This window comes from Candidatus Pelagibacter communis, from assembly GCF_001179925.1.
Lineage (GTDB): Bacteria > Pseudomonadota > Alphaproteobacteria > Pelagibacterales > Pelagibacteraceae > Pelagibacter > Pelagibacter ubique_E.
In genome coordinates this window covers 1-23,187 of the sequence record NZ_CVSF01000013.1, presented here as the reverse complement: position 1 = coordinate 23,187, position 23,187 = coordinate 1, and the positions used below count along the sequence as shown (strand labels likewise).

The 23,187-nt window shown below is 31.5% G+C and carries 24 protein-coding genes; 10 read left to right on the top strand and 14 right to left on the bottom strand.

Annotated elements, in window-relative coordinates; genetic code table 11:
* Nucleotides 1-899, top strand: an 899-nt coding sequence (locus AMN70_RS00715; RefSeq protein WP_143323394.1) for an aldehyde dehydrogenase family protein, incomplete at its 5' end; no start/stop codon positions are given.
* A gap of 17 nt (nt 900-916) precedes the next feature.
* Nucleotides 917-1,813 carry a ribokinase gene (gene rbsK, locus AMN70_RS00710; protein WP_075501077.1) on the top strand — a complete coding sequence of 299 codons (897 nt, stop codon included), beginning with the start codon at nt 917-919 and terminating at the stop codon, nt 1,811-1,813.
* A gap of 11 nt (nt 1,814-1,824) precedes the next feature.
* On the opposite strand, the gene argE is transcribed toward rbsK, so the two are convergent.
* Entirely contained in the window at nt 1,825-3,015 is a 1,191-nt protein-coding gene (gene argE / locus AMN70_RS00705; protein ID WP_075501075.1) for an acetylornithine deacetylase, read from the bottom strand.
* A gap of 29 nt (nt 3,016-3,044) precedes the next feature.
* Between argE and AMN70_RS00700 the strand changes: the two genes are divergently transcribed.
* Genes AMN70_RS00700 through AMN70_RS00665 form a run of 8 tightly spaced genes read left to right on the top strand, consistent with a single transcriptional unit; the run spans nt 3,045 to nt 10,501 of the window.
* On the top strand, nt 3,045-3,386 hold the full coding sequence (locus tag AMN70_RS00700; RefSeq protein WP_075501073.1) for a tRNA-binding protein: 342 nt from the start codon (nt 3,045-3,047) through the stop codon (nt 3,384-3,386).
* Between the two features lie 2 nt (nt 3,387-3,388).
* Nucleotides 3,389-3,979, top strand: a complete 591-nt coding sequence (locus AMN70_RS00695; protein WP_075501071.1) for a LysE family translocator — start codon at nt 3,389-3,391, stop codon at nt 3,977-3,979.
* A gap of 3 nt (nt 3,980-3,982) precedes the next feature.
* Nucleotides 3,983-6,652, top strand: coding sequence for an aconitate hydratase AcnA (acnA, locus tag AMN70_RS00690; protein ID WP_075501070.1), 2,670 nt, complete (start codon nt 3,983-3,985; stop codon nt 6,650-6,652).
* 2 nt (nt 6,653-6,654) lie between these two features.
* On the top strand, nt 6,655-7,299 hold the full coding sequence (locus tag AMN70_RS00685; protein ID WP_075501068.1) for a tetratricopeptide repeat protein: 645 nt from the start codon (nt 6,655-6,657) through the stop codon (nt 7,297-7,299).
* Complete coding sequence (locus tag AMN70_RS00680; RefSeq protein WP_075501066.1) at nt 7,292-8,596, top strand: PQQ-binding-like beta-propeller repeat protein; 1,305 nt, start codon at nt 7,292-7,294, stop codon at nt 8,594-8,596. The genes AMN70_RS00685 and AMN70_RS00680 overlap by 8 nt, the downstream gene beginning before the upstream one ends.
* On the top strand, nt 8,596-9,027 hold the full coding sequence (locus AMN70_RS00675) for a hypothetical protein (protein WP_075501064.1): 432 nt from the start codon (nt 8,596-8,598) through the stop codon (nt 9,025-9,027). Before AMN70_RS00680 ends, AMN70_RS00675 begins: the two co-directional genes overlap by 1 nt.
* Nucleotides 9,027-10,085, top strand: a complete 1,059-nt coding sequence (gene zapE / locus AMN70_RS00670) for a cell division protein ZapE (RefSeq protein ID WP_075501062.1) — start codon at nt 9,027-9,029, stop codon at nt 10,083-10,085. The genes AMN70_RS00675 and zapE overlap by 1 nt, the downstream gene beginning before the upstream one ends.
* Nucleotides 10,082-10,501, top strand: a complete 420-nt coding sequence (locus AMN70_RS00665; RefSeq protein ID WP_075501060.1) for a secondary thiamine-phosphate synthase enzyme YjbQ — start codon at nt 10,082-10,084, stop codon at nt 10,499-10,501. The genes zapE and AMN70_RS00665 overlap by 4 nt, the downstream gene beginning before the upstream one ends.
* Nucleotides 10,502-10,508: 7 nt before the next feature.
* Here the strand turns inward: AMN70_RS00665 and AMN70_RS00660 are convergent, their stop codons facing one another.
* From AMN70_RS00660 to AMN70_RS00600, 13 genes are all read right to left on the bottom strand, one after another.
* Nucleotides 10,509-10,970, bottom strand: a complete 462-nt coding sequence (locus tag AMN70_RS00660) for a hypothetical protein (RefSeq protein ID WP_075501058.1) — start codon at nt 10,968-10,970, stop codon at nt 10,509-10,511.
* Between the two features lie 6 nt (nt 10,971-10,976).
* Nucleotides 10,977-12,107, bottom strand: coding sequence for a diaminopropionate ammonia-lyase (locus AMN70_RS00655; protein WP_075501056.1), 1,131 nt, complete (start codon nt 12,105-12,107; stop codon nt 10,977-10,979).
* Nucleotides 12,108-12,110: 3 nt separating this feature from the next.
* Nucleotides 12,111-13,436 (bottom strand): type III glutamate--ammonia ligase, encoded by a 1,326-nt coding sequence (gene glnT, locus AMN70_RS00650; RefSeq protein WP_075501054.1) that lies wholly within the window; start codon nt 13,434-13,436, stop codon nt 12,111-12,113.
* A gap of 233 nt (nt 13,437-13,669) precedes the next feature.
* Nucleotides 13,670-13,900 carry a hypothetical protein gene (locus tag AMN70_RS00645; RefSeq protein WP_075501053.1) on the bottom strand — a complete coding sequence of 77 codons (231 nt, stop codon included), beginning with the start codon at nt 13,898-13,900 and terminating at the stop codon, nt 13,670-13,672.
* A gap of 11 nt (nt 13,901-13,911) precedes the next feature.
* Nucleotides 13,912-15,312: an ammonium transporter gene (locus AMN70_RS00640; RefSeq protein WP_075501051.1), complete on the bottom strand. Its 1,401-nt coding sequence runs from the start codon at nt 15,310-15,312 to the stop codon at nt 13,912-13,914.
* A 125-nt stretch (nt 15,313-15,437) separates the two neighbouring features.
* Nucleotides 15,438-15,854 (bottom strand): hypothetical protein, encoded by a 417-nt coding sequence (locus AMN70_RS00635; RefSeq protein ID WP_075501049.1) that lies wholly within the window; start codon nt 15,852-15,854, stop codon nt 15,438-15,440.
* A gap of 8 nt (nt 15,855-15,862) precedes the next feature.
* Nucleotides 15,863-17,281, bottom strand: coding sequence for an FMN-binding glutamate synthase family protein (locus AMN70_RS00630; RefSeq protein WP_075501048.1), 1,419 nt, complete (start codon nt 17,279-17,281; stop codon nt 15,863-15,865).
* Nucleotides 17,281-18,135 (bottom strand): GltB/FmdC/FwdC-like GXGXG domain-containing protein, encoded by an 855-nt coding sequence (locus AMN70_RS00625; RefSeq protein WP_075501046.1) that lies wholly within the window; start codon nt 18,133-18,135, stop codon nt 17,281-17,283. Before AMN70_RS00625 ends, AMN70_RS00630 begins: the two co-directional genes overlap by 1 nt.
* The gene (locus tag AMN70_RS00620) at nt 18,123-19,067 is read right to left on the bottom strand and encodes a class II glutamine amidotransferase domain-containing protein (protein WP_075501044.1); all 945 of its coding nucleotides are present in this window, start codon (nt 19,065-19,067) and stop codon (nt 18,123-18,125) included. Before AMN70_RS00620 ends, AMN70_RS00625 begins: the two co-directional genes overlap by 13 nt.
* 23 nt (nt 19,068-19,090) lie before the next feature.
* Nucleotides 19,091-20,560, bottom strand: a complete 1,470-nt coding sequence (locus AMN70_RS00615) for a glutamine synthetase family protein (RefSeq protein WP_075501042.1) — start codon at nt 20,558-20,560, stop codon at nt 19,091-19,093.
* A gap of 67 nt (nt 20,561-20,627) precedes the next feature.
* A complete protein-coding gene (locus AMN70_RS00610) occupies nt 20,628-21,953 on the bottom strand; it encodes an NAD(P)/FAD-dependent oxidoreductase (protein ID WP_075501079.1) in 1,326 nt (441 codons plus the stop codon).
* 82 nt (nt 21,954-22,035) lie between these two features.
* On the bottom strand, nt 22,036-22,386 hold the full coding sequence (locus AMN70_RS00605; protein WP_075501040.1) for a hypothetical protein: 351 nt from the start codon (nt 22,384-22,386) through the stop codon (nt 22,036-22,038).
* On the bottom strand, nt 22,386-23,187 hold an 802-nt coding region (locus AMN70_RS00600; protein WP_143323393.1), incomplete at its 5' end, for an aminomethyl transferase family protein. The genes AMN70_RS00605 and AMN70_RS00600, both read right to left, overlap by 1 nt.

The following is a 23,187-nucleotide window of genomic DNA, read 5'->3' as shown; positions in this document are numbered from 1 at the left end:
CCCTATCATCAATGATACTTGCAGAACTAATAGACGAAACAAATTTTCCAGCTGGTGTATTTAATCTTGTCAACGGGGATGGGGCGATAACTGGAAATGCATTAACAAGTCACCCTGATGTAAATATGATCTCTTTTACAGGTTCAACGCGTGCGGGAGCTTTAATTTCTCAAAATGCTGCTAAAGATTTTAAAAGAGTAAGTTTAGAATTAGGAGGAAAAGGAGCAAATATAATATTCAAAGATGCTGACCCTCAAGCGATTGAAAGAGGAGCATTAAGATGTTTTAGAAATTCAGGTCAATCTTGCAATGCACCTACTAGAATGCTAGTTGAAAAATCAATGTATAATGAAGCAGTGGAAAGATTGAAAAAATATACAGAAAATTTTGAAGTTGGTGATCCAAAAAAAGAAGGGGAGCATATAGGCCCTGTGATTTCTGAGATACAATATAATAAGATTCAAAGTTTAATAAAAAAAGGAATTGATGAGGGAGCTAAGCTTATAGCTGGAGGCCCTGGCAAACCGAGTGGACTTGAAAAAGGATATTTTGTTAAACCCACAGTATTTGCTGATGTAAACAACAAGATGGAAATAGCAAGAACAGAAATTTTTGGTCCAGTTTTATCTGTTATGTCTTTTGAAACAGAGGAAGAGGCTATAGAGATAGCAAACGATACTCCATATGGATTAACAAATTATATTCAAACCCAAGACAAAGAGAAAGTCAAAAGAGTTGCTAGAAAATTGAGATCAGGAATGGTTGATGTAAATGGAGCTGGTATTGCAGTTGATGCACCATTTGGTGGTTTTAAACATTCGGGTATAGGCAGGGAAGCAGGAGAACATGGTCTCGAAGAATTTTTAGAAGTTAAGGCTGTAGGTGGTTGGAATAATTAAGATAAGAAATCTTAATAATGAACGATATTACTATTCTTGGAATATTTGTAGCAGATTTAAGCTTCTCTGGAGATAAAATCCCAGTATCTGGCGAGACTATATTGGGTGATAATTATAATATAGGTCCAGGCGGAAAAGGTTGCAATCAAGCAATTGCGATTTCAAGACTTGGAGGAAAAGTTAACTTTATATCAAAGATAGGTGACGATGATTATGGTAAACTAGCCATCAATAGTCTTCAAAAAAATAAAATAGATACTAAGAATATTATAATTTCAAAAAAACATAAAACAGGTGTAGCTGGAATACATGTTGATAAAAATACTGGAAAAAATGCGATAACTGTAGTGAGAGGTGCTCCTACAAGTTTAACAAAAGAAGAGATTGATATTAAGATCATTAAACAATCAAAAATTTTTTTAACTCAATTAGAAGTGCCTTTAGATGTAACATTATATTGTTTAAAAATAGCCAAGGAAAAAAACTTAATAAATATTTTGAATCCAGCTCCAGCATGTGAATTGAGTAAAGATTTTTTTAAATTTATTGATTATTTTACTCCTAATGAAACTGAAGCAGAATTTTATACTGGTATAAAAATTAAAGATAAAGATGATGCTAAAGAAAGTGCAAAAAAATTAGTTAATATGGGTATTAAGAATGTGATAATTACCCTAGGAGAAAAAGGATTGTTTTATACTAATGGTAAAGAAGAAATTTATATTAATGCTAGTAAAGTCTCAGCTATTGATACTACTGGTGCTGGTGATGCATTTAATGGAAGTTTTTCATTAGGATTATCTAAAGGTAAAAGCATAAGAGAATGTTTAGAATTAGCTAACAGAGTTGCTGGACTATCAACCACAAGATTAGGAGCAGGTGACTCAATGCCTACATTGAGTGAATTACATTAATACTTAGTCTCTTAATTTGGAATAGATATTGACCTCAAACCATCTAAAAAATTTAAGCATTTTTTTAATTCACTAAGCTCTATAAATTCATCAACTTTATGGGCTTGTTCAATAGAACCTGGGCCACAAACAACTGTGCTAATACCAATTTCTTGAAATAATCCAGCTTCGGTTCCAAAGGATACAACTTCTCTAGAATTATCACCAGTTAAACTTGAGACTAATTCACATGCTTCTGAATTATCGATACGATCGAAACCTGTAACTTCACCTATTATTTCCTTGGTTATTTTTGAACTAGGAAAAATTTTTTTCATTTGTGGTAATAAAACTTCATTTGCATATTTATCTATTTGTTGATTTAGAAAAACGCCATCTTCTTTGACAACTGGTCTTGTCTCCCATTCAACACGACATTTGTCAGCTATTACATTGTGAGCTATTCCTCCAAATATACCTCCAACTTGTAATGTTGAAAAAGGAGGATCAAAAATCGATTCTTTTGGAGCTCTTTTTTTTAATTCTTCCCTAAGCTCTATTAATTTGTTTGCATATTTTGATGCAAATTCAACGGCACTGACACCTTTGTGTGGCATTGAGCTATGTCCAGCTAATCCCTCAAAATAAGTAGTATATTCGTAACAACCTTTATGTGCGTCTATGATTTTCATTTTTGTAGGTTCACCCACAATACAAATTCCGTCTTGAATCTTTCTTTTTTTTAGTTCTTCAATTAATATTGGAGCACCCAAGCATGCAGTTTCCTCATCAAAAGTAAAAGAAAAATGAATATCCCTATTTAGATTAACTTTGGAGAAAACTGGAGCAAACGCTAAAGTACATGCAATAAATCCCTTCATATCACAGGAACCTCTTCCATAAAGCTTATCTTCTTTAATTGTTGCTTTGAAAGGGTCTGTACTCCAACTCTTTGAAACAGGGACTGTATCAGTATGACCAGATAAAATTATTGGTTTAACTCCATTTGATTTTTTTGCTTTGATTGTTGCAAAAAGATTTACTCTTTTTTTTTCATCATCATATGTTTTAAATGAAGTTGCACCCAAATCATTGAGATATTTTTCACAATAATTAATTAAATCATTGTTATCTTCTCCTGAAATAGTTTTAAATCCAATTAAATCAGATAAAATCTTTATAGAATTTTCATATAATTTCTCTAAATTTACTTCTGTACTCATTAGTAATAATTAATATAAATATCACATTTATGAAAGAACAAATTACTTACGACATATTTGAAAAAATAGACATTAGACTTGGAACAGTACTCTCAGTCAAAAAAAATGAAAAAGCCAGAAAACCATCTTTAGTCGTTGAAGTCGATTTTGGAAAAGAAATAGGTGTAAAAACATCTTCGGCACAAATTACACATTTTTATAATGAAGAAAATTTAGTTGGCAAACAAGTGATTGGTGTTTGTAATTTTCCAGAAAAAAATATTGCAGGTGTAAAATCCCAATTTCTACTTTTAGGTTCTATAGATCCTGAGGGAAAGGTAACATTAGTACATCCCTCACAAAAAGCAGAAAATGGTTTACCTATAGCATAAATATGCATCCAGAATTTTTATCTATGGCACTATTTTGGATTGTTGCTGCTTATACACCAGGACCAAATAATGTTGTTGCATCTTATTCTGGTTTTAACTTTGGAATAAAAAAAACAATACCACACATTATTGGAGTTACTTTTGGATTTACATCAGTGGTATTTGCTCTGACAATTGGATTAGTTAATGTTTTTAAATTATTTCCAATTATTCAAACTATCTTGAAATATCTAGGAAGTCTATTTTTAATATATCTAGCTTATAAAATTAGTTTTTCAAAACCTTCTGACGAAAAAAAAAATGAAAATCCAATTTCTTTTTTAGATACTTTTATTTTTCAATTTTTGAATCCAAAAGGTGTTTTGATTGGAATTATCATAGTTTCAACATATGTTGAATATGGAGAAAATTATCTTAATTATGCGACTCAAGTTGTTTTATTTGCCTTTGTAGTATCTCTATCAAGCATTACCTTTTGGACATTTGTAGGCAAATATCTTAGAAAATTTGCGACAAATGAGAAATTTATTAAATACTTTAATTATGTTATGTCAGTGCTTCTTCTTTTGAGCATAATTACATTTTATATATAAAATATGAAACCAGGAAATAAAAATTCTTACAAATCATTATCTGACTTAGAGGTTAATGGTAAAAATTATAAATATTATTCATTAAAAAAGGCTGAATTAAATGGTTTACAAGGAATTTCAAAATTACCAAAATCATTAAAAGTTTTACTGGAAAATCTACTTAGATACGAAGATGATATATCTGTTAATAAAAATCAGATAGAGGCAGTCAAAAACTGGCTTGCTACAAAACAATCAAAAACTGAAATAGCTTATAGACCAGCTAGAGTTTTACTTCAGGATTATACAGGAATACCAGCAGTAGCTGATTTAGCTGCTATGAGAGAAGCTGTAAAAGAGAAAAATAAAGATCCAAATACAATTAACCCTTTGTCTGCTGTTGATTTGGTCATTGATCACTCTGTTCAAGTCGACCAATCAGCAAAGGAAGATTCATTTGAGAAGAATGTAGATATTGAATTTAAAAGAAATGGCGAGAGATATTCTTTTTTAAAATGGGGTCAAAACGCTTTTAACAACTTTAGAATTGTTCCTCCAGGAACTGGTATCTGTCACCAGGTCAACCTAGAGTATTTATCAAAAGTAGTTTGGTCAGAGGAGTATAAAGGAGAAAAATACTTGTTTCCTGATACTCTCGTTGGGACAGATAGTCATACAACTATGGTTAATGGTCTATCAGTTTTAGGATGGGGTGTTGGTGGTATCGAAGCTGAGGCAGGTATGTTGGGACAGCCTATTTCGATGTTAATCCCTGAAGTTATTGGATTTGAAGTAACAAAAAAAATGCCGGAGGGCACTACTGCTACAGACTTAGTTTTAACAGTTGTAAAAATGCTTAGAGACAAAGGAGTGGTTGGAAAATTCGTTGAATTTTACGGTGAAGGATTAAAAAATTTAACTTTAGCAGACAGAGCAACAATTGCTAATATGGCCCCTGAGTATGGGGCTACATGCGGATTCTTTCCAATAGATGAGGAAACTTTAAAATATTTAGAATTTTCTGGAAGAGATAAAGAAACAGTTGCGATTGTTGAAAAGTATGCGAAAGAGCAAGGTTTGTGGTCAAGTGACGAAATTAAATTTACTGATAAAATCTCTTTAGACATGTCCACTGTAGTTCCAACTATTTCAGGTCCTAAAAGACCACAAGATAAAGTTCTATTAACTGATGCATCAAGTAATTTTAAAAAAGTGTTTAAAGAAGCTACAGATAAAAAGGACTATAAAATTTCTAAAGTAATAGGTACAGATTATGAAATTAAAGATGGATCAATACTAATTGCAGCAATTACATCTTGCACGAATACTTCAAATCCAAATGTTCTTATTGGAGCTGGATTACTTGCAAAAAAAGCTGTTGAGTTAGGATTAAATGTTAAACCATGGGTTAAAACATCTTTAGCTCCAGGGTCTCAAGTAGTAACTGATTATTTAGAGAAAGCAGGTTTAAACACATACTTAGACCAATTAGGATTTAATTTAGTTGGTTATGGATGCACAACTTGTATCGGTAATTCAGGTCCGTTAGCAGAAAATATAGTCGACGCTATTCAAAAAGAAAATTTATATGCAGTTTCTGTTTTGTCAGGCAATAGAAACTTTGAGGGTAGAATTTCACCCCATATTAAAGCAAATTATCTAGCCTCTCCTCCACTTGTTGTAGCTTATGCTCTTGCAGGTCATATGGAATTTAATTTATTTAAAGACTCATTTGGAAAAGACAAGAATGGCAAGGATGTATTTCTAAAAGATATTTGGCCTTCAAATAAAGAGATAGAAGATACTTTAAAAAGTTCTCTTAACGCAGATATGTTTGTTAAAAGATATTTAAATGTTTCTGAGGGTCCAAAACAATGGCAAGAAATAAAAACTGAAAAAAGTAGCATATATAATTGGGATGAAAATTCTACTTATGTAAAAAAACCTCCATTTTTTGACAATTTAACTGATGAACCAGAGGGCTTTAAAGAGATTAAAAATGCAAGACCATTATTAATTTTAGGAGATATGGTTACCACTGATCATATTTCGCCAGCAGGAAATATTCAAAAAGACAGCCCCACTGGTGAATATTTTATGAATTATCAAATTCTTCCTAAGGATTATAACTCTTATGGTTCTAGAAGAGGAAATCATGAGGTTATGATGAGAGGAACATTTGCAAATATTAGAATTAAAAATGAAATGGCTCCTGGCACTGAGGGAGGATTCACAAAATTATATCCTGAAGAAAAAGTAATGTCTGTTTTTGATGCAGTAGTAGAGTATAAAAAAAGGGGTACCGATCTAGTCGTAATTGGTGGTAAAGAATACGGAACAGGTTCATCAAGAGACTGGGCAGCTAAAGGGACGAAATTACTTGGAGTTAAAGCGGTCATAGCCGAAAGTTTTGAAAGAATACATAGATCTAATCTGATAGGCATGGGTATCTTACCATTACAATTTAAAGATAATATGAATAGAATTAATTTAGATTTGAAAGGATCAGAATTAATCAGTGTGCTCGATATTGAAAAAGGAATAAACCCTTCAGATGATGTTAATTTAGAAATAAAATATGCTTCTGGTGAAATGAAAATAGTTAAAACATTATGTCGAATAGATACTAAAAATGAACTTGAATACTATAAAAATGGTGGAATATTACAGTATGTACTAAGAAATATGATTTAATTATGGATGAAGAAACAGCTATTATTGATAGTAAAACACGAAATGAAAAAATAAAAAATTTTTTTATCAACAATAAAAAAACACTAATTTCGATTTTATTATCAATAATTATTGTATTATTAGGTTATTTTGCGTTTGCAGAATATACCGAAAAAAAAAGATTAAAAATTTCTGATCAGTATAATTCAGTTATATCTAAGTTTTCGGAGAACAATAAAGAGACAACAAAAAATAGTTTAATAGAAATAATAAATAAAAATGATCCAACATATTCACCTTTATCTCTATATTTTATTATTGATAATAAATTAATTCAGGATATTTCAAAAATAAATGTTTTATTTGATATAATTATTCAAGATACATCGTTGTCAAAAGAAATAAGAAATTTGATTATTTATAAAAAAGCACTTTATAACGCAGATAATGCTGATGAAAATGAATTATTGGAAATATTGAAACCTGTAATCAATTCAAAGAGTATTTGGAAATCACATGCATTATATCTAATGGCAGAATATTTTTATTCTAAAAATCAAAAACAAAAATCAAAAGAATTTTTTAATCAAATAATTCTACTAGAAAATGCAAATCAAGATTTAAAGATAGAATCGCAAAAAAGATTAAATAGAGATTTAAGTGAATAAAAAAATTCTAGCTTTTATTTTTATTTTTTTTATTTTTGGTTGTTCACTGAATAAGAATTCAAAATTTTGGACTGAGTCTCAAAATATTCCACAAGAAAATGATTTAAATTATGAAGAAATTTTCGTAAAAGAAGAAGCTTTAGGTAAAGAACTTAATACAAATATTTCTATAAATTTATCAAACAAAATTAACGATTATTCTGTAACCAGAAATTATTTCAATAATGATGGTAGATCAAATTACAATGGAGATCTTAAAAAGTCTTCAAGATATAAATTTTCTAGAATAAAGAATTTCTATAGATTTGAACCAACGATTTCTTTTAATAAAAAAAATTTAATATTTTTTGATAATCAAGGATCAATACTACAATTTAATGAGAAATCTAAATTAATTTGGAAAAAAAACTTTTATGTGAAATCAGAAAAAAAACTTAAACCGATATTACAATTTGCAAATAACCAAAAAATCTTAATCGTTGCAGATAATATAGCTAAATATTACTCAATTGATCTAAATAATGGAGAGTTATTGTGGTCGAAAAGTAATTTGGCACCATTTAATTCACAAATAAAAATCTATAAAGATAAATTCTTTATAATAGATTTTTCTAATACACTTAGATGTTTTTCAATAAAGAATGGAGAGGAATTATGGAATATTAAAACTGAAAATTCATTAATTAGATCTCAAAAAAAACTTTCCATGGTAATTGTAAATGATTTTTTATATTTTATTAATTCAATAGGAGATGTTAGTGCTGTAAGTATCAAAAGCGGAGAATTATTATGGCAATTACCTACTCAAAGTAGCTTAATATATGAAGCAGCTTTTTCTTTAGAAACTTCAGACCTTATTACAGATGGTAATACATTGTTTTTCTCTAATAATAAGAATCAATTTTTTTCTATAGACCTTGCAACAGGAAGTTTTAATTGGGAAAACAAAGTAAATTCCAATCTAAAGCCAAGTTTGGTTGGAAATTATTTATTCACAGTCTCACTTGAAGGATATCTAGTTGTTATTGAGAAAAGAACTGGAAATATAATTAAGGTGACCGATGTTTTTAGAAATTTTAAAAAAAAAAAGAGAGATAAAATTAAACCTGTAGGTTTCATTATGGGTAATAAAAATATCTATTTAACCACTGATAATGGAAGGTTATTAGTTATTGATATTAAAACTGGAAGAACAAACTCGATTTTAAAAATTGATAATGGTAAGATTTCTAGACCTTTTACTTTAAATAAAAATCTTTATGTTGTTAAAGATAACTCTATTATCAAACTTGATTAATGTTTCTCAAATTTTTAAAAATACTAGGTAGAAAAAAGGTTGTTTTAGACCGAGGGCCATCTCATCCTAGATTTGATTTAGCAAAGCCTTGGATGAATAGATATTATGTTTTATTTAGAAATAGACCAAGATGGTTTCCATTTAATATTTTAATTCACGAGATGTTGGCAGATGATCATGGGGATGGAGTTCATAACCATTTATGTCCATATATGACAATAATTTTGAGAGGAGGATATTGGGAGACCCAAAAAAATGGTAAGTTCTGGAGAAAGCCAGGATATATAGGATTTCGTTCTGCAAATGACTATCACAGAGTTGATTTAAAAGAAGGAACTAGACCGATAACCCTGTTTATACCAGGGCCATTCGGTCTTAGAAAAGGACCCAGATCAGAGTATGGCATTGATTTTAAAACAAAAAAGAATTGATGCCAAAGGATTTTGAAGAAAAATTTAAAGTTTTCTGTAAAAACAAAAATTTAGAAATCAACTTAAATCAAATTATTGTTGTAAGAAAATTAGAAAATTTTTATAAAAAAAATTTTAAATCTTTTTTTTCAAATTTTTTCCAAAATAAAAATTTAAAAAAAGGCTTCTATTTATATGGAGATGTAGGTGTCGGAAAAACTATGATTTTGGATTTTTTTTTTGATCTTGTTGGTGAAAAAAAAAAAAGACTTCATTTTAATGAGTTTATGTTGAATTTTCATAACTTTGTTCATGAGAAAAAAGATAATAATGAGGAGAATATTATTAATTTATTTGTTAAAGATTTTAAATCGAAAGCCTCTTTAATTTACTTCGATGAATTTCAAGTCACAAATATTGTAGATGCGATGATATTGGGTAAATTATTTGAAAAAATATTTAATGAAAATATTAAAATAATTATTACATCAAATATTAAAATATCAGAACTTTATAAGGACGGTCTTCAAAGAGATCAATTTAAGCCATTCATAAAGATTATGGAAGATCAATCTGTTGAACATTCCCTTGCTATTGAAGATGATTATCGAAAGAATAAGGAAAATAAAAAACAAAGATATTTTTTTCCATTAAATCAAGAAACAAATTTTAAGATTAACAAATTTTTTAGAACAATAACAAAAAATAAAAAATTATTATCTAAAATATTGAATATTAAGGGAAGAGAATTTTTGATCAATAATTTTTATGAAGGAGTTTTAAGATTTGAGTTTCATGAATTATGCGATAAAAATTTGGGTGCTGAAGATTATTTAGAAATTGCAAAAAATTCTAAATTTATTGTAATAGAAAAAATACCACAATTTAATGATATTAATTCAAATCAACAACAGAGATTTATAACTTTATTGGATGTCATTTATGATAAAGATATTCCTCTAGCTGTTACTGCAAATCAGGATTTGAGTGAATTTACGTCTTCCAAAATGTTAGAAAAATCTTTTAAGCGGACAATTAGTCGTTTATATGAGTTAACATCAAAAGAATATAATTTATGAAACAAGAATTTTATGATCTAGAAATTAAAACTAACGGTCAAAAATTATATGAATTTACAGATAAAACAATTAATTGGATTAAAAAAAATGATTTCAAAAATGGAATAGTCAATTTAAGTATTCAACATACTAGCGCATCATTAATTGTCCAAGAAAACGCAGACCCAAATGTTCAAACTGATTTAATAAATTATTTTAATAATTTAGCTCCTATGAATGATAAATTGTATATTCATAATACAGAAGGTGAAGATGATATGCCTGCACACATAAAATCATCATTAACTAATAATCAAATATCTTTAAGTATTAAAGATGGCGAATTACTTCTTGGCACATGGCAGGGAATATATTTATTCGAACACAGAATTAATAGACAAAACAGAAAAGTGATTCATCATTTTTTTGGAAATTAAAATTCATTTATCTGTAAGGATCATAAGCCCATTGTAAAATTGCTTGTCTTTGTCTTTTTCTACAATTTAGGTCACCTTTTTCACAATTTTTTTCAATAGCTAAAACATGTCTTCTAAAATTCTTCCATCTTTTAATTTGAATCTCATCTATGTGAGGAATTCTTCTTCCATTAGTAAACCTACAATACCACTGAAACCACCCTAACGGATCTTCTTTAAAAATCCACCCTTTTTCAATCCAATGTTCTCTAGATAATCCTGAAACAATTTTAAATCTATTAAGTTTGACATCGAAAGTTTTGCTTAATTTGACATTTTTAAACCAAGATTTTGGGTACTCTTTTACATTTAAACCAAAATAAGCCCCTCCAAAAACACCTAGCTCCATCATTCTTTTTGGAGTCAATTCAGGTTTGAAAATTTTATAAAAATCAAAATTTTCAACTTTTTTTTTTATTATTTTTTTCATTAAATATTATTTTTGGTTTATTAATTTTTGATACATTTCTTCATCAGTATCTCCTTCACAACCAATTAATAAGATATTTGATTCTTTGTTTAATTTAATTTTTTTTTTTATTTCTTCATCTTCACAACATGCAATCAAACTGATTACTCCAGGAGCAGAATTTTCACCAGCTATAATTTTTTCATTACTAAAATTTCCATTTCCAAGTAATCTCATAGTTTTAGCAATATCATCATCAGGTAAACTGATACAATATTTAACTGAATTTTTTAAAATTTCCCATGGGACTAATGAAACTTCTCCACATGACATCCCTCCCATCAAGCTCTCTCTTTTAATATCTATCTTTTCAATCTTACCTGTCTTTATACTTTCCATTACACATGCTGCACTATCAGGCTCAACAACTATAGTTTCAGGTATATTTTTCAAATATCTAGCAATGCCAGCTATCATTGCACCCGCCATTCCTCCCACACCTGCTTGTAAAATTATATGAGAAATTTTATTTTGATTTATTTGATCTAATATTTCTTTCATCATAACTGTGTAACCAGCCATTGTATATTTGGGAACAATCATGTAATTTTTCCAAGCAACATCCTGAACAATTTGCCAATTATTTTCTGTTGACTGTTTAATACATTCTATTAAAGATTTTTCATAATTACCTTTTACTTTAATTACATCAGCTCCGAGAGCTGCCATTGCATTTCCCCTCGCATCACTTACAAATTCACTGATAAAAATTTTACATTTTAAACCAAGTCTTCTAGCACCCCAAGCAACAGATCTTCCATGATTACCTGCTGTAGCAGTTGCAACAACAATATCTTTGCTTCCTTTAGAAACTTTTTCTACAGCATATGCTCCTCCCAAAGCTTTAAATGATTTAAGATCAAATCTTTTGCTTTCATCTTTATAAAAAATTTTATTTAAATTTAGATCTTTTGAAAGTTTATTTAATTCAATTAATGGTGTTGGAGAATATCTTTCCCAATTAGAAATACTTAAATAAGCATTATCAATATCTTCCTTAGATAATACACTTAAAATTTTATTTTTATCAAATAAAAAATTTTTATTTTCAATAAATTCACTGTGTTTCCACAAATGGCCGTTAGATAAAATTGTCATGCTCTAACAGTCTAGCGTATTATCTCGTTCCCACCTAGTAATAGCTTTGGTTTTATCGAAACTTTCTTTTTGTTTAAATTCATTAATTTCTGATTTTCTTAGTTTAATATAACTATTAATTGTATCTTCACCAAAAGCATTATTCATATCTTTATTATTTATTAATTTTTCGAGAGATTGATCCAATTCATCTGGAAGTTTTGGTAGATCAGGATATTTTTCATAATCCTCGTACATATTACAATTTAATGGTTTTCCAGGATTAATTTTATTTTTTAAACCATCTAAACCAGCCGCTATAACACTGGCCTGTAAAAGATAAGGATTAGCTGATCCATCCATCAGTCTTAATTCAAACCTTCCTGGATCTGGAATTCTAATCATGTGTGTTCTATTATTGCCTGTATAAGAGATACTGCTTGGTGACCATGATGCTCCAGATTTTGTTGGTGGAGCATTTATTCTCCGATAACTATTTATAGTTGGATTAAAAAAAGCAGATAAAGAAGATGCATGTTTTATTACTCCTCCAAGAAAATTATAAGCCATTTTACTCAAACCTAATTCATTTGTTTTATCTAAAAATTTATTTTTTTTTCCATCCCAAACTGAAATATGTGCATGGCATCCATTTCCAGTTAAATTTTCAAATGGTTTGGGCATAAATGTAGCTCTTAATTCATGTTTTTCAGCAATAGTTTTGACCATAAATTTAAAAAATGTATGTCTGTCAGCAGTAACTAAACAATTGTCATAATCCCAGTTCATTTCAAATTGGCCGTTAGCATCTTCATGATCATTTTGATAAGGACCCCATCCCATTTCAATCATACAATCACAAATTTCTTTTATTAAGTCATACCTTCTCATTAAAGCTGATTGATCGTAACAAGGTTTAGATTGAGTATCCCTTGGGTCTGCTATTGAATTTCCATCAGGCGAAATTAGAAAATATTCACATTCAACTCCTGATTTCATTACTAAGCCTTTTTTTTCTAATTTTTTTATTTGCTTTTTAAGCATAATTCTTGGAGAGGCCTCAACTGGTTTGCCATTCATCCAAAGATCAGATGCCAACCAACCAACTTCTTTATTCCATGGTAATTGAATTAAACTATTAGGGTCTGGAATACCAAACATGTCAGAATCCGCAGGAGACATATCTAGCCAAGCAGCAAAACCTGCAAATCCAGCACCAGCCTCTTGCATCTCTTTGATTGCATGTGCAGGAACTAATTTTGATCTTAATACTCCAAATAAATCTACAAAACTTATTAAGAAATATTTGATTTTTTTTTCTTTAGCTATTTTGAATAAATTTTTTGGCATGAATTAGGTTAACATAGTTATTTAAAAAACGAAAAAATTGTTTCTTTGTAATAGATTAAGTTTACTATTATTATTATTACTATTGCAAGCATGACTCCATATTTTGCTTTGGGAAAAGCAACGCCTCTCATTTTACTTGGCCTTAATTCTTGATTTTTATTTTCTTCTGACATTTGATTTAACAAAGATAAAAAGGGCGCTACATAAATGCAGCGCCCAAATTTTAATTTTAATTACCAATCGGTAATATTACTTTTATGATCGTTTGGACCATGTCTTCTTCTTGCTAATCTATCTAGTTCTTCACTTTCAGATTTAGAAGTTAAAACATGCCAACCAACCCATAAAATTATAGCAAGTATAACAAGTATACCCTCACTAGATCCAGCACCAGGATAAACAGCACCAACAACTTCTTCTGCTGGTTTGTTTAGGTGATCTATCCAGTTTGTAACTGTCGCCATATATTTCTCCTTTACCTGGTTGCAGATGCAACTGCTTTTTCCTCAGATTTGGCAGTTTCCATCATTTCGTAGTCTAGTCCAGCTACTTCTACTTCACGAGGAATTCTTAATTTACCCATTCCATGAAGAACTTTAGCTATGACATAGCCTGGTATTAGTCCAAGAACTACGAACATTATTAATGCTCCTAAGAACTGTCCTAATGGATTAATTGTTGCATAAGTTGTTCCATCCCACATAGCTCCTACACTGTATCCAGATGAAGGATAACCATTTAGAACAAAACCACATATTACTAGACCAATAAACCCAGCATAACCGTGTACTGCAACTGCACCAACTGCATCATCTATTTTGAACTTACGTTCAACCCAGTAATGTAGTTTGTATGAAATCACAACACCGATCATACCAATAATCATTGCTTGAATTGGATGATATAAATCATTTCCAGCTGAAGCACATATGATACCTGCTAGTCCACTTGAGTATGTCCAGAAAGGATCACCTTTTGCAATCCAATAACCGGCTAATAGTCCTCCTGATAATGACATCAAGAAGTTAAAAGTAATACCACTAAGTGTAGTAGGGGTTACGTATATGTTTGTAGCTGTCCAATAACTTATTCCTTCCATACCGTATTCAGGTCCAAGATCAAAGATTGGTATATTACATGCTGCGTAGAAGCCCCAGAAACCAGTATAAATTAGAAATAATCCAATTGTAACCAACCAAGGATTTCTTGGTCCTATGTTTCTTGGTTCACCGCTAGATGAAAATTTTCCAATTCTTGGTCCTAAAACCATAAGAACACCTAAAGCAAATCCACCCGCAATTGCGTGAATTACTCCAGATGCATAAGCATCATGGTATCCTAGTAGTTTAAGCATCCAGCCATCAAAGTGCCATCCCCAAGCAGCATCAATTGTCCAGAATACAGATCCAATTGCAATTGCTAAAATTCCAAATGCAAAAGTTGTTATTCTTTCAATGATTGCTCCTGAAACGATGGAAGCAGCTGTCCAAGAGAATAAAAGGAATGCAGCCCAGAAGACACCTGAAATGTGGTCTCCTAAATTTACAGCCATTAATTCACTTGTTGCAGTATACCAAGTAGCACTAAAAGCAGAATCATCTGTAATTAGAGCTGTACTTTCGTTCATTATTGATGGTGCTAATCCCGGTCCTGTTGGGAAAGCCCAATAAATCCACCAACCAAATAAAAACCAAGTTACTGTTACCAAAGGTATCAGCATTGTGTTTTTCATAAGAGTATGTTGGTGATGTTTGTATCGAGAAGCTCCAACTTCATACATACAGAAACCGACGTGAATTAAAAACATCAGTACTACTGTTACCCAGTAGTAAAATTCTGTAAATATGGTAGTAAGAGCACCTAACTGATCAGTCATTTTAACTCTCCATATTAGTTTTTAAAACCCTATAAAATTTTCAAAGTTGTGACAAATGAAACAATAATTAAAAACCTAGTATTGACAGTAAGTTTTTAAAATAAAATCAACTTTAGATTGTGATATTAAAATTTTAGGTAAGCTTTTTTCAAATCTACAAGAGGGTGTTTTGGAGACATTTGGAATTTTACTAAAAGCTCTCTAGCAATCATATCTCTATCTTGTTGATTGTTGGGTAATTTTATTGATTTTGGAATAGTAACCCAACCATTAGCATTTCTACAAAATACAGCTGGTCTTCCTTCTTCGTAACCCATATGAACATCCTCTAACCAATTAAGATCATCCCAGCCCATCGCTTCAATGTATTTTTTTAGAAAAGGTGTTATCTTTTTATAGTCTGGAAGAAGATTAACGTCATATCTATAACCAATAGACTGACCAATCATTTTCTCTCTAGCTGTTTCTTTTTTCTTACCTAATTGTTGATCTTTCACTGCTACTGATTTTGTAACTTTCTTTTTATTTTTTTTTTTAACCATAGCTACCTTTAAATTTTATGGAAATTATCAACCCCAACAGTATAATTAGTACCTGCCAAAGGAACTTTTGCTAAAGCAGATGCTTCAGAAGTTAAAGCCGCTAAATCTTCAGGCTCAAGAGAATGAATATTAGTTTTACCACATGCCCTAGCCAATAGTTGCGCTTCAAGAGTCATTGAGTGAAGATAATTATAAACTCTTATTGCAGCATCATCAGGATTTAATCTAGCTCTAAGTTTTGGATCTTGTGTAGCAACACCTACTGGACATCTTCCAGTATGACAATGATAACATTCCCCAGCTTTTACACCCATTTCTTTTTCAAAATTTGCTTCTGGAATATCTTTATTACAATTAAGTGCAATCATGGACCCTGTTCCGATAGCAATTGCATCTGCACCCAAAGCTAATGCTTTAGCCATATCAGCACCATCTCTTACACCACCAGCATAAATTAGAGTTACTTTTCCAGTTTTACCTACGTCATCCAACGCTCTTCGAGCCTCTCTGATTGCAGCAATACCTGGAATACCTGTATTAGCTGCCGCGATGTGTGGACCAGCTCCTGTTGATCCTTCCATACCATCAAGATATATAGAGTCCGGATCACATTTTGCTGCCATACGAACATCATCATAAACTTTAGATGCACCTAATTTTAATTGAATTGGAACTTTATTTTTTGTTAGCTGCCTCAACTCTTCTACTTTTAAAGCTAAATCATCTGGACCTAACCAATCAGGATGTCTTGCTGGAGATCTTTGGTCAATACCAGATGGTAATGATCTCATCTCAGCTACTTGATCAGTAACTTTTTGACCCATTAAGTGTCCACCCATCCCAACTTTTTGTCCTTGTCCAATAAATACTTCTATTCCATCTGCAAGTTGTGCATGATGTGGATTAAATCCATATCTTGATTGAATACATTGATAAAACCATTTTTCTGAATATCTTCTTTCATCAGGTATCATACCACCTTCACCTGAACATGTTGCACTACCAGCCATTGTTGCTCCTCTAGCAAGAGCAGTTTTAGCTTCATATGATAATGCTCCAAAACTCATACCAGTGATATAAACTGGAATGTCTAACTCAATTGGATTCTCACATCTTGGACCAATTACTGTCTTTGTCTCACATTTTTCTCTATAACCTTCAATTACAAATCTAGTAAGAGTACCTGGCAAGAAAACTAAATCATCAAAAGTAGGAATTTTTTTCATTAATGCCATTCCACGCATTCTGTATCTTCCTAATTGAGATTTTATATGAATGTCATCAATTACTTCTGGAGTAAAAATAGCGTTATGACCAAGTAAGCTTTTATTTCTTGATCCGTTACTACTTAAATGAACATCGGCTTTTCCACCAACATTACCATTAGTTTTTAATTTACCATTTTTTTTCTTTTTTTTCTTAGCCATTAAATTGCTCCTTTTTTCTCAGTGGGTTCTAAATTATCGTAATTCCATAATTTTTTACCCGCTACAATTTTTTTCATTTTGCTTACATCAAATTTTTCACCGATTTCAGCGACCTTTAGTTTTCTTTTTAACCAATCTTGATCGCTTTTGGTCAAATCAGCATCTACAGCATCACTACCATAAGAACCAATTTCTCCACCTACGAAAATTGTCCCATCATACATAGAATCACCTAAGTTAATTCCTACATCACCTAAAATGATTATTCTTCCTCTTTGCATCATAAAACCTGTAAAAGCACCAGCATCTCCACCTATAATTATAGTTCCACCCTTCATATCAATACCAGTTCTTGCTCCTACGCTGCCTTTACAAATTAAATCTCCACCTCTAATTGCGGCACCAAAACATGATCCTGCATTTTTCTCTATAACAACTTTTCCAGCCATTAAATTTTCAGCACACGACCAGCCAACTCTTCCGTTGATTCTTACGATTGGTCCATCACATGAGCCTATTCCAAAATATCCCAAACTACCTTCAAAAATTAAATTTAATTTATTTAGTATACCAACTCCTAAACTGTGTTTACCTTGAGGATTTTTAATTACGATTGTTCCAAATCCTTGACTCATTAAATTATCAATTTCCTTATTAGCTTCAGCTGCAGTCATATCTTTTACATCAAGATCAGTTCTTTTATTGAAATCAACATCATAAGTTCCAAAGTAATAAAAGTTTTCAGCTTCATCAGGATTAAAAAACTTTTGTTGAGTTCTGCCCGTTAAAATTTCAGTATGCATACCCATAGCTTGGGCTTTTGTCTTTTTAGTTATGTTTTTTAAATTTGCCATACTTTTACTTCTCCGTCGAATGGATCATAAGTATCAATTTCTTGTGGTAAAATTGATCTAATTGCTATTTCCTCTGAACCCATTGCTACTAAATCATCTGACTCATATAAAACTAATGGTTTTGCAGCCATTGTATCTTTTGCCATACCTAAAGAGTCTTTTGTTGCAACAAAATAAGTAAATACACCATCTAAACCTGCTAAAGACTCTTTCATTCCTTCTTCTAATGATGCTCCATCTCTCATTTTTTCTGCTAAATAAACTGCTATCAATTCTGAATCACATTCAGACATAAACCTCATCCCTTTGTTTTCCAAAGCTCTTCTATTATTCCAATAGTTTGTTAGCTGACCATTATGAACTACAGATACGTCACTGAAAGGATATCCCCAAAAAGGGTGAGCTGACTTAATATCTACTCCTGACTCAGTTGCCATTCTGGCATGGCCGATTGCATGTGTACCTACTAGCTTATCAAGATTATATCTGTCACAAACCATTTTCGCATTCCCAAGATCTTTAATTACCTCCAAAGATTTACCCATTGAAAGTATCTCAACACCCGGGATGCTTTCAATTTTTTGTGAAAATTCTAATAAATCTTTTTTATCATATTGTATTTCATATCTTAAAGAGTAAGGAAGTATTCTTTCTTCTTTTACAATTTTCGCACCCATTTCAGATAAATAACTATCAACAATCTTTTTTCTTTCATCATAAACAGACACGTCCTCTGAGACTGATGAGCTTCCTTCACCTACATTTTCACCTACTTTAAATCTCATGATAAAGTTTTTTCCATCAGTATCGCCATACAAAGCATAACCTGTAGAGTCTTCTCCTCTATGTTTTAGTGCTTGCAACATACCTTGTAGTTCATGACCAACGTTTGAAGATTTTCCTCTATGAATTAATCCTGCTATTCCGCACATATATTTTTCTTTCTTTTAATTAATTATGGTAAACAATCTAGATATGTATCTAGATCCCACTGAGTTGTTGCACCTAAAAATCTTTCCCATTCATCATTTTTGTACCAGTGAAAAACTTTATACATTTCATCGGGCATTGCGGATTTAATAACCTCATCCTCAGATAATCTTTCTAAAGCTTCACCCAAACTTAAAGGAAGTTTTTTTACATCTTTACCAGCTTTTTGAGCTTCATAAATATTTCTAGACTCTGGAGCAGCTGGTTTCATTTTATTACTTATTCCATCATCACAAGCTTTTAATAATGCTGCACCTAATAAATATGGATTATGCATCGAGTCTACTGATCTGTACTCAAATCTTCCTGGCGCAGAAACTCTCAAACCACAAGTTCTGTTTTGATAACCCCAGTCAGCATAAACAGGAGCCCAAAAACCTTGATCCCACAATCTTCTATATGAATTTACAGTTGATGAACCTAAAGCTGTTAATGCTGGCAAATGCTTCATAATACCAGCAATTGACTGTAAACCAATCTTTCCTGGTAACTGCATATCTTTTGTATCTGGCATGAAAGTATTAGTTCCACCTTCTACATAACTAAAAACTTCTTCAACACCTGGTAAAGTTTTGTTTCCAAGTTTATTTAGTTTAATTTTTCCACCCTTCCACAAAGACATGTTAGTGTGACACCCACTTGCAGAAACGCCCATAAAAGGTTTAGTCATAAAACATGCAATCAAACCATGTTCTCTTGCCACCTGAGCACAAATTTGTCTGTATGTCGATAGTCTGTCTGCATTTCTCAATACATTATCATAAGTCCAGTTTAATTCTAATTGACCAGGAGCATCCTCATGGTCACCTTGAATCATATCAAGACCCATAGCTTTTGCGTATTCAATTACTTTCATGAACACAGGTCTTAAAGACTCAAATTGATCTATATGATAACAAAATGGTTTAGAAAAACCTTTTCCTGTTGGAGTACCATCTTGATTTTTTGTAAGCCACATCATTTCAGGTTCAGTTCCAACTCTTAATTCAAGACCGTGATTTTTTTGAAACTCTTCCATAAAGATTCTTAAATTTCCTCTGCAATCAGAAGTTAAATGACCACCAGGGTTATTTCTTTCTTCTCTATTTCTAAAACAGGTTACAAAAACTCTTCCAACTCTTTTATCCCAAGGTAATTGACAGAATGTTTCAGGATCAGGAATACCCACGAGTTCCATTGCCTCTGGTCCATATCCAATGTAATTATTGTGACGATCTAAAAATAAATTTGCTGTAGCTCCATAAACTAATTGAAAACCTTTTTCTGCAGTTCTTTCCCAGTGATCTGCTGGAATACCTTTACCTACAACTCTTCCAGTTACAGAAATAAATTGGTAGTAAATATAAGTTATTCCTAACTCATTAATTTTTTCTCTAACTCTTTTAACTAGTTTTGATCTTCCAGGTTGGTTAACGTGTTTTTCTAGATCTGTCATATTCCCCCTCTACGAATTTTAAGAACAAAAAGGTAACTGAAAAAAAAATGTCTGTCTACTTAGTAAATCAACTCCAAGGAAACGGACTGTTCGAAGTAGGGTGAAGTTCTCCCTTCTCGTAACGGTTGAATCTAAATGGTCTTAACAAATCACTTTCTTGCCCTAAAATTTCTTTAGCTACCAATTCTCCAACACCTATCATTTTATATCCGTGATTGGCATCTGCGATCATGTAAACATTTTCAAAAAATCTATCAAATATTGGAAATGAATCTGGTGTCATACATCCAAGTCCCCCTGATGGACCTTTTCTATATAAATCAGATTTTCCTTCAAATCTTTTTTGACAGTGTGCTAGTGCTGAACACCACATCTCACTAAATGCATCTGTTGTTTGATATTCCGGTGACTCTATGCCATATGGATCGACATTTACCTCATCAAAATGTTTTTTAACAATATAAGGAGACGTTCCACCTTGCACCCCCAAACCCTCTATATCTGGTTTGTAATAAATTCCCCATATTTTTTCTGTAATTAGTTTTTTTGTTTTATCTGAATACAATGGTGCTGTTGAGTCTACATGAACTACAGGTGGTTGTTTACCATCATTTGTTTTCAAAAAATCTGGCTCAACACCAATTACACCTTCTTGTAACATCCAGTAAGTCCACATATCAGTAACATGCATTTTTCCATCTTTACCTTTGATGTTTGCAGTTTTAGGTAATTCCAACATGTTCCAGAAATCTCTTGCCCATGGTCCTGCTCCAATAACTACCTGTTCGCAATCGATAGTACCTTTATCAGTTTCTACACCTGTTACTGCTTTACTATTACTTCCTCTTTTAAAACCTGTAACTTTTACACCCTTCATAACCTGAACACCATTCGATGTAGATTTATTTTCAAGAGCTTTTATTGAATCTTTGTTAAAAGCATAACCACCTTTTTTTTCATGAAGAATTGAGGTTATACCTTGAGCTTGCCAATCATCGAAAATACCTTTCATATAATTAGCACAATCTTTCTCACCTTCAATAAATGTAGACTCGTATCCAATTGCTTTTTGTTGTTTATAAATACTTGCAACATCTTCATGCATTACTTCAGGTGATATTTGTAAATAACCAACTGGATTATATTTAAATGCTTTTGGATCACTTTCCCAAACAGAAACAGAATGAGCCATTAATTCCCTCATTGCTGGCTGGAAGTAATTATTTCTTACTACACCACAAGCTATCCCACTTGCTCCAGCAGCAGTGTCTTTTTTTTCTAAAACCACTATGTCGCCAGGATTTTTATAAGTTTCTGATAATTTCCAAGCAGTGCTCAATCCGTGGATCCCTCCACCGATTATAACTACTTTTGCTTTTGTCGGTAATGACATATTTACATCTTTATTTTTCATGCGACGTAAATATATAATTTTTTATATATATAAAATTTATAAGTAATTAAATACTTATTCTTTAGAAGCTTAGATTTTTTAATGTTTCCAGATATTGGTTAAACTCCTCAATAAATGATACACTAGGCTTAATGTGTTTTTTTCTTTGATCACCCGAAGTTTTTTCTAAGAAAAAAAAACCTTTTTCACACGCCTCATTAATCATCAAAGCAGACTTTGGTCGAGATGTTTTAAACAATTTTGTCTTTAGTTCCTCAACAGTTAGATTCTCTTTATATTTATATGCATGCATAACTAGAAGCATCATGTGATAATGTGAAGGAGATTTTCTAAAAAAATAATTACTAGATGTATGAGAAAGTTTCATTTGATCTTCCCAAAATTCCAGTAAATCTTTTGTTGTTTTTGTCATTAAGATCTTACTCGTGTCTTCTTAGGGTCAAAGTGTGGGAAACCTACAACTTTTGCTGAAATTCTTTTTTGATGACCATCAATTTTTCCAACTTCAACTTCTGTTCCAGGTTCTGAATATTGAGTATCAATTCTACATAATGCTATATTTTTGTTAAGAGTTGTTGATAAGCAACCACTTGTTACTATTCCAACTTGTGATCTTCCAACATGAACACAATCACCATGGCCGGCATGTTCTTTTCCAATTAGCTCCAAACCGACAAGTTTTTTTTGTGGATTAGCCTTTCTCTCTTTTAAGACTTCTTTTCCTATAAAATCCTCCTCTTTTGTTTTAAGTGGAACTGCAAAACCAATCCCAGCCTCAAATGGGTCTTGTTGACCATCAAATTCATTTCCAAATAAAATTAAACCTGCCTCAATTCTTAATTTATCTAAAGCAGCAAATCCTGCAGGGATTAAACCGTGATCTTTTCCAGCTTCCATAAGTTTATCCCATACCTCGGGAGCATGTTTTGGATGACACCAAACTTCGTAACCAAGTTCGCCAGTATAACCCGTTCTTGAAACAATTAGTGGAATTCCTTGAAGCTCTTCAACTCTACAAATTGTAAACCTAAACCACTCTAATTCATCTATCGATGGCTGGGTAGGTGGAGTAAAAATTAATTTTTTTAAAATTTCTCTACTTTTAGGTCCTTGAATAGAAACATTGCTAATTTGATCTGTTGAGTTTTTTACATTTACCTTAAAGCTTTTTTTCTTTGCCACTTCTTTTAACCATTCACCAGCATATTCATCT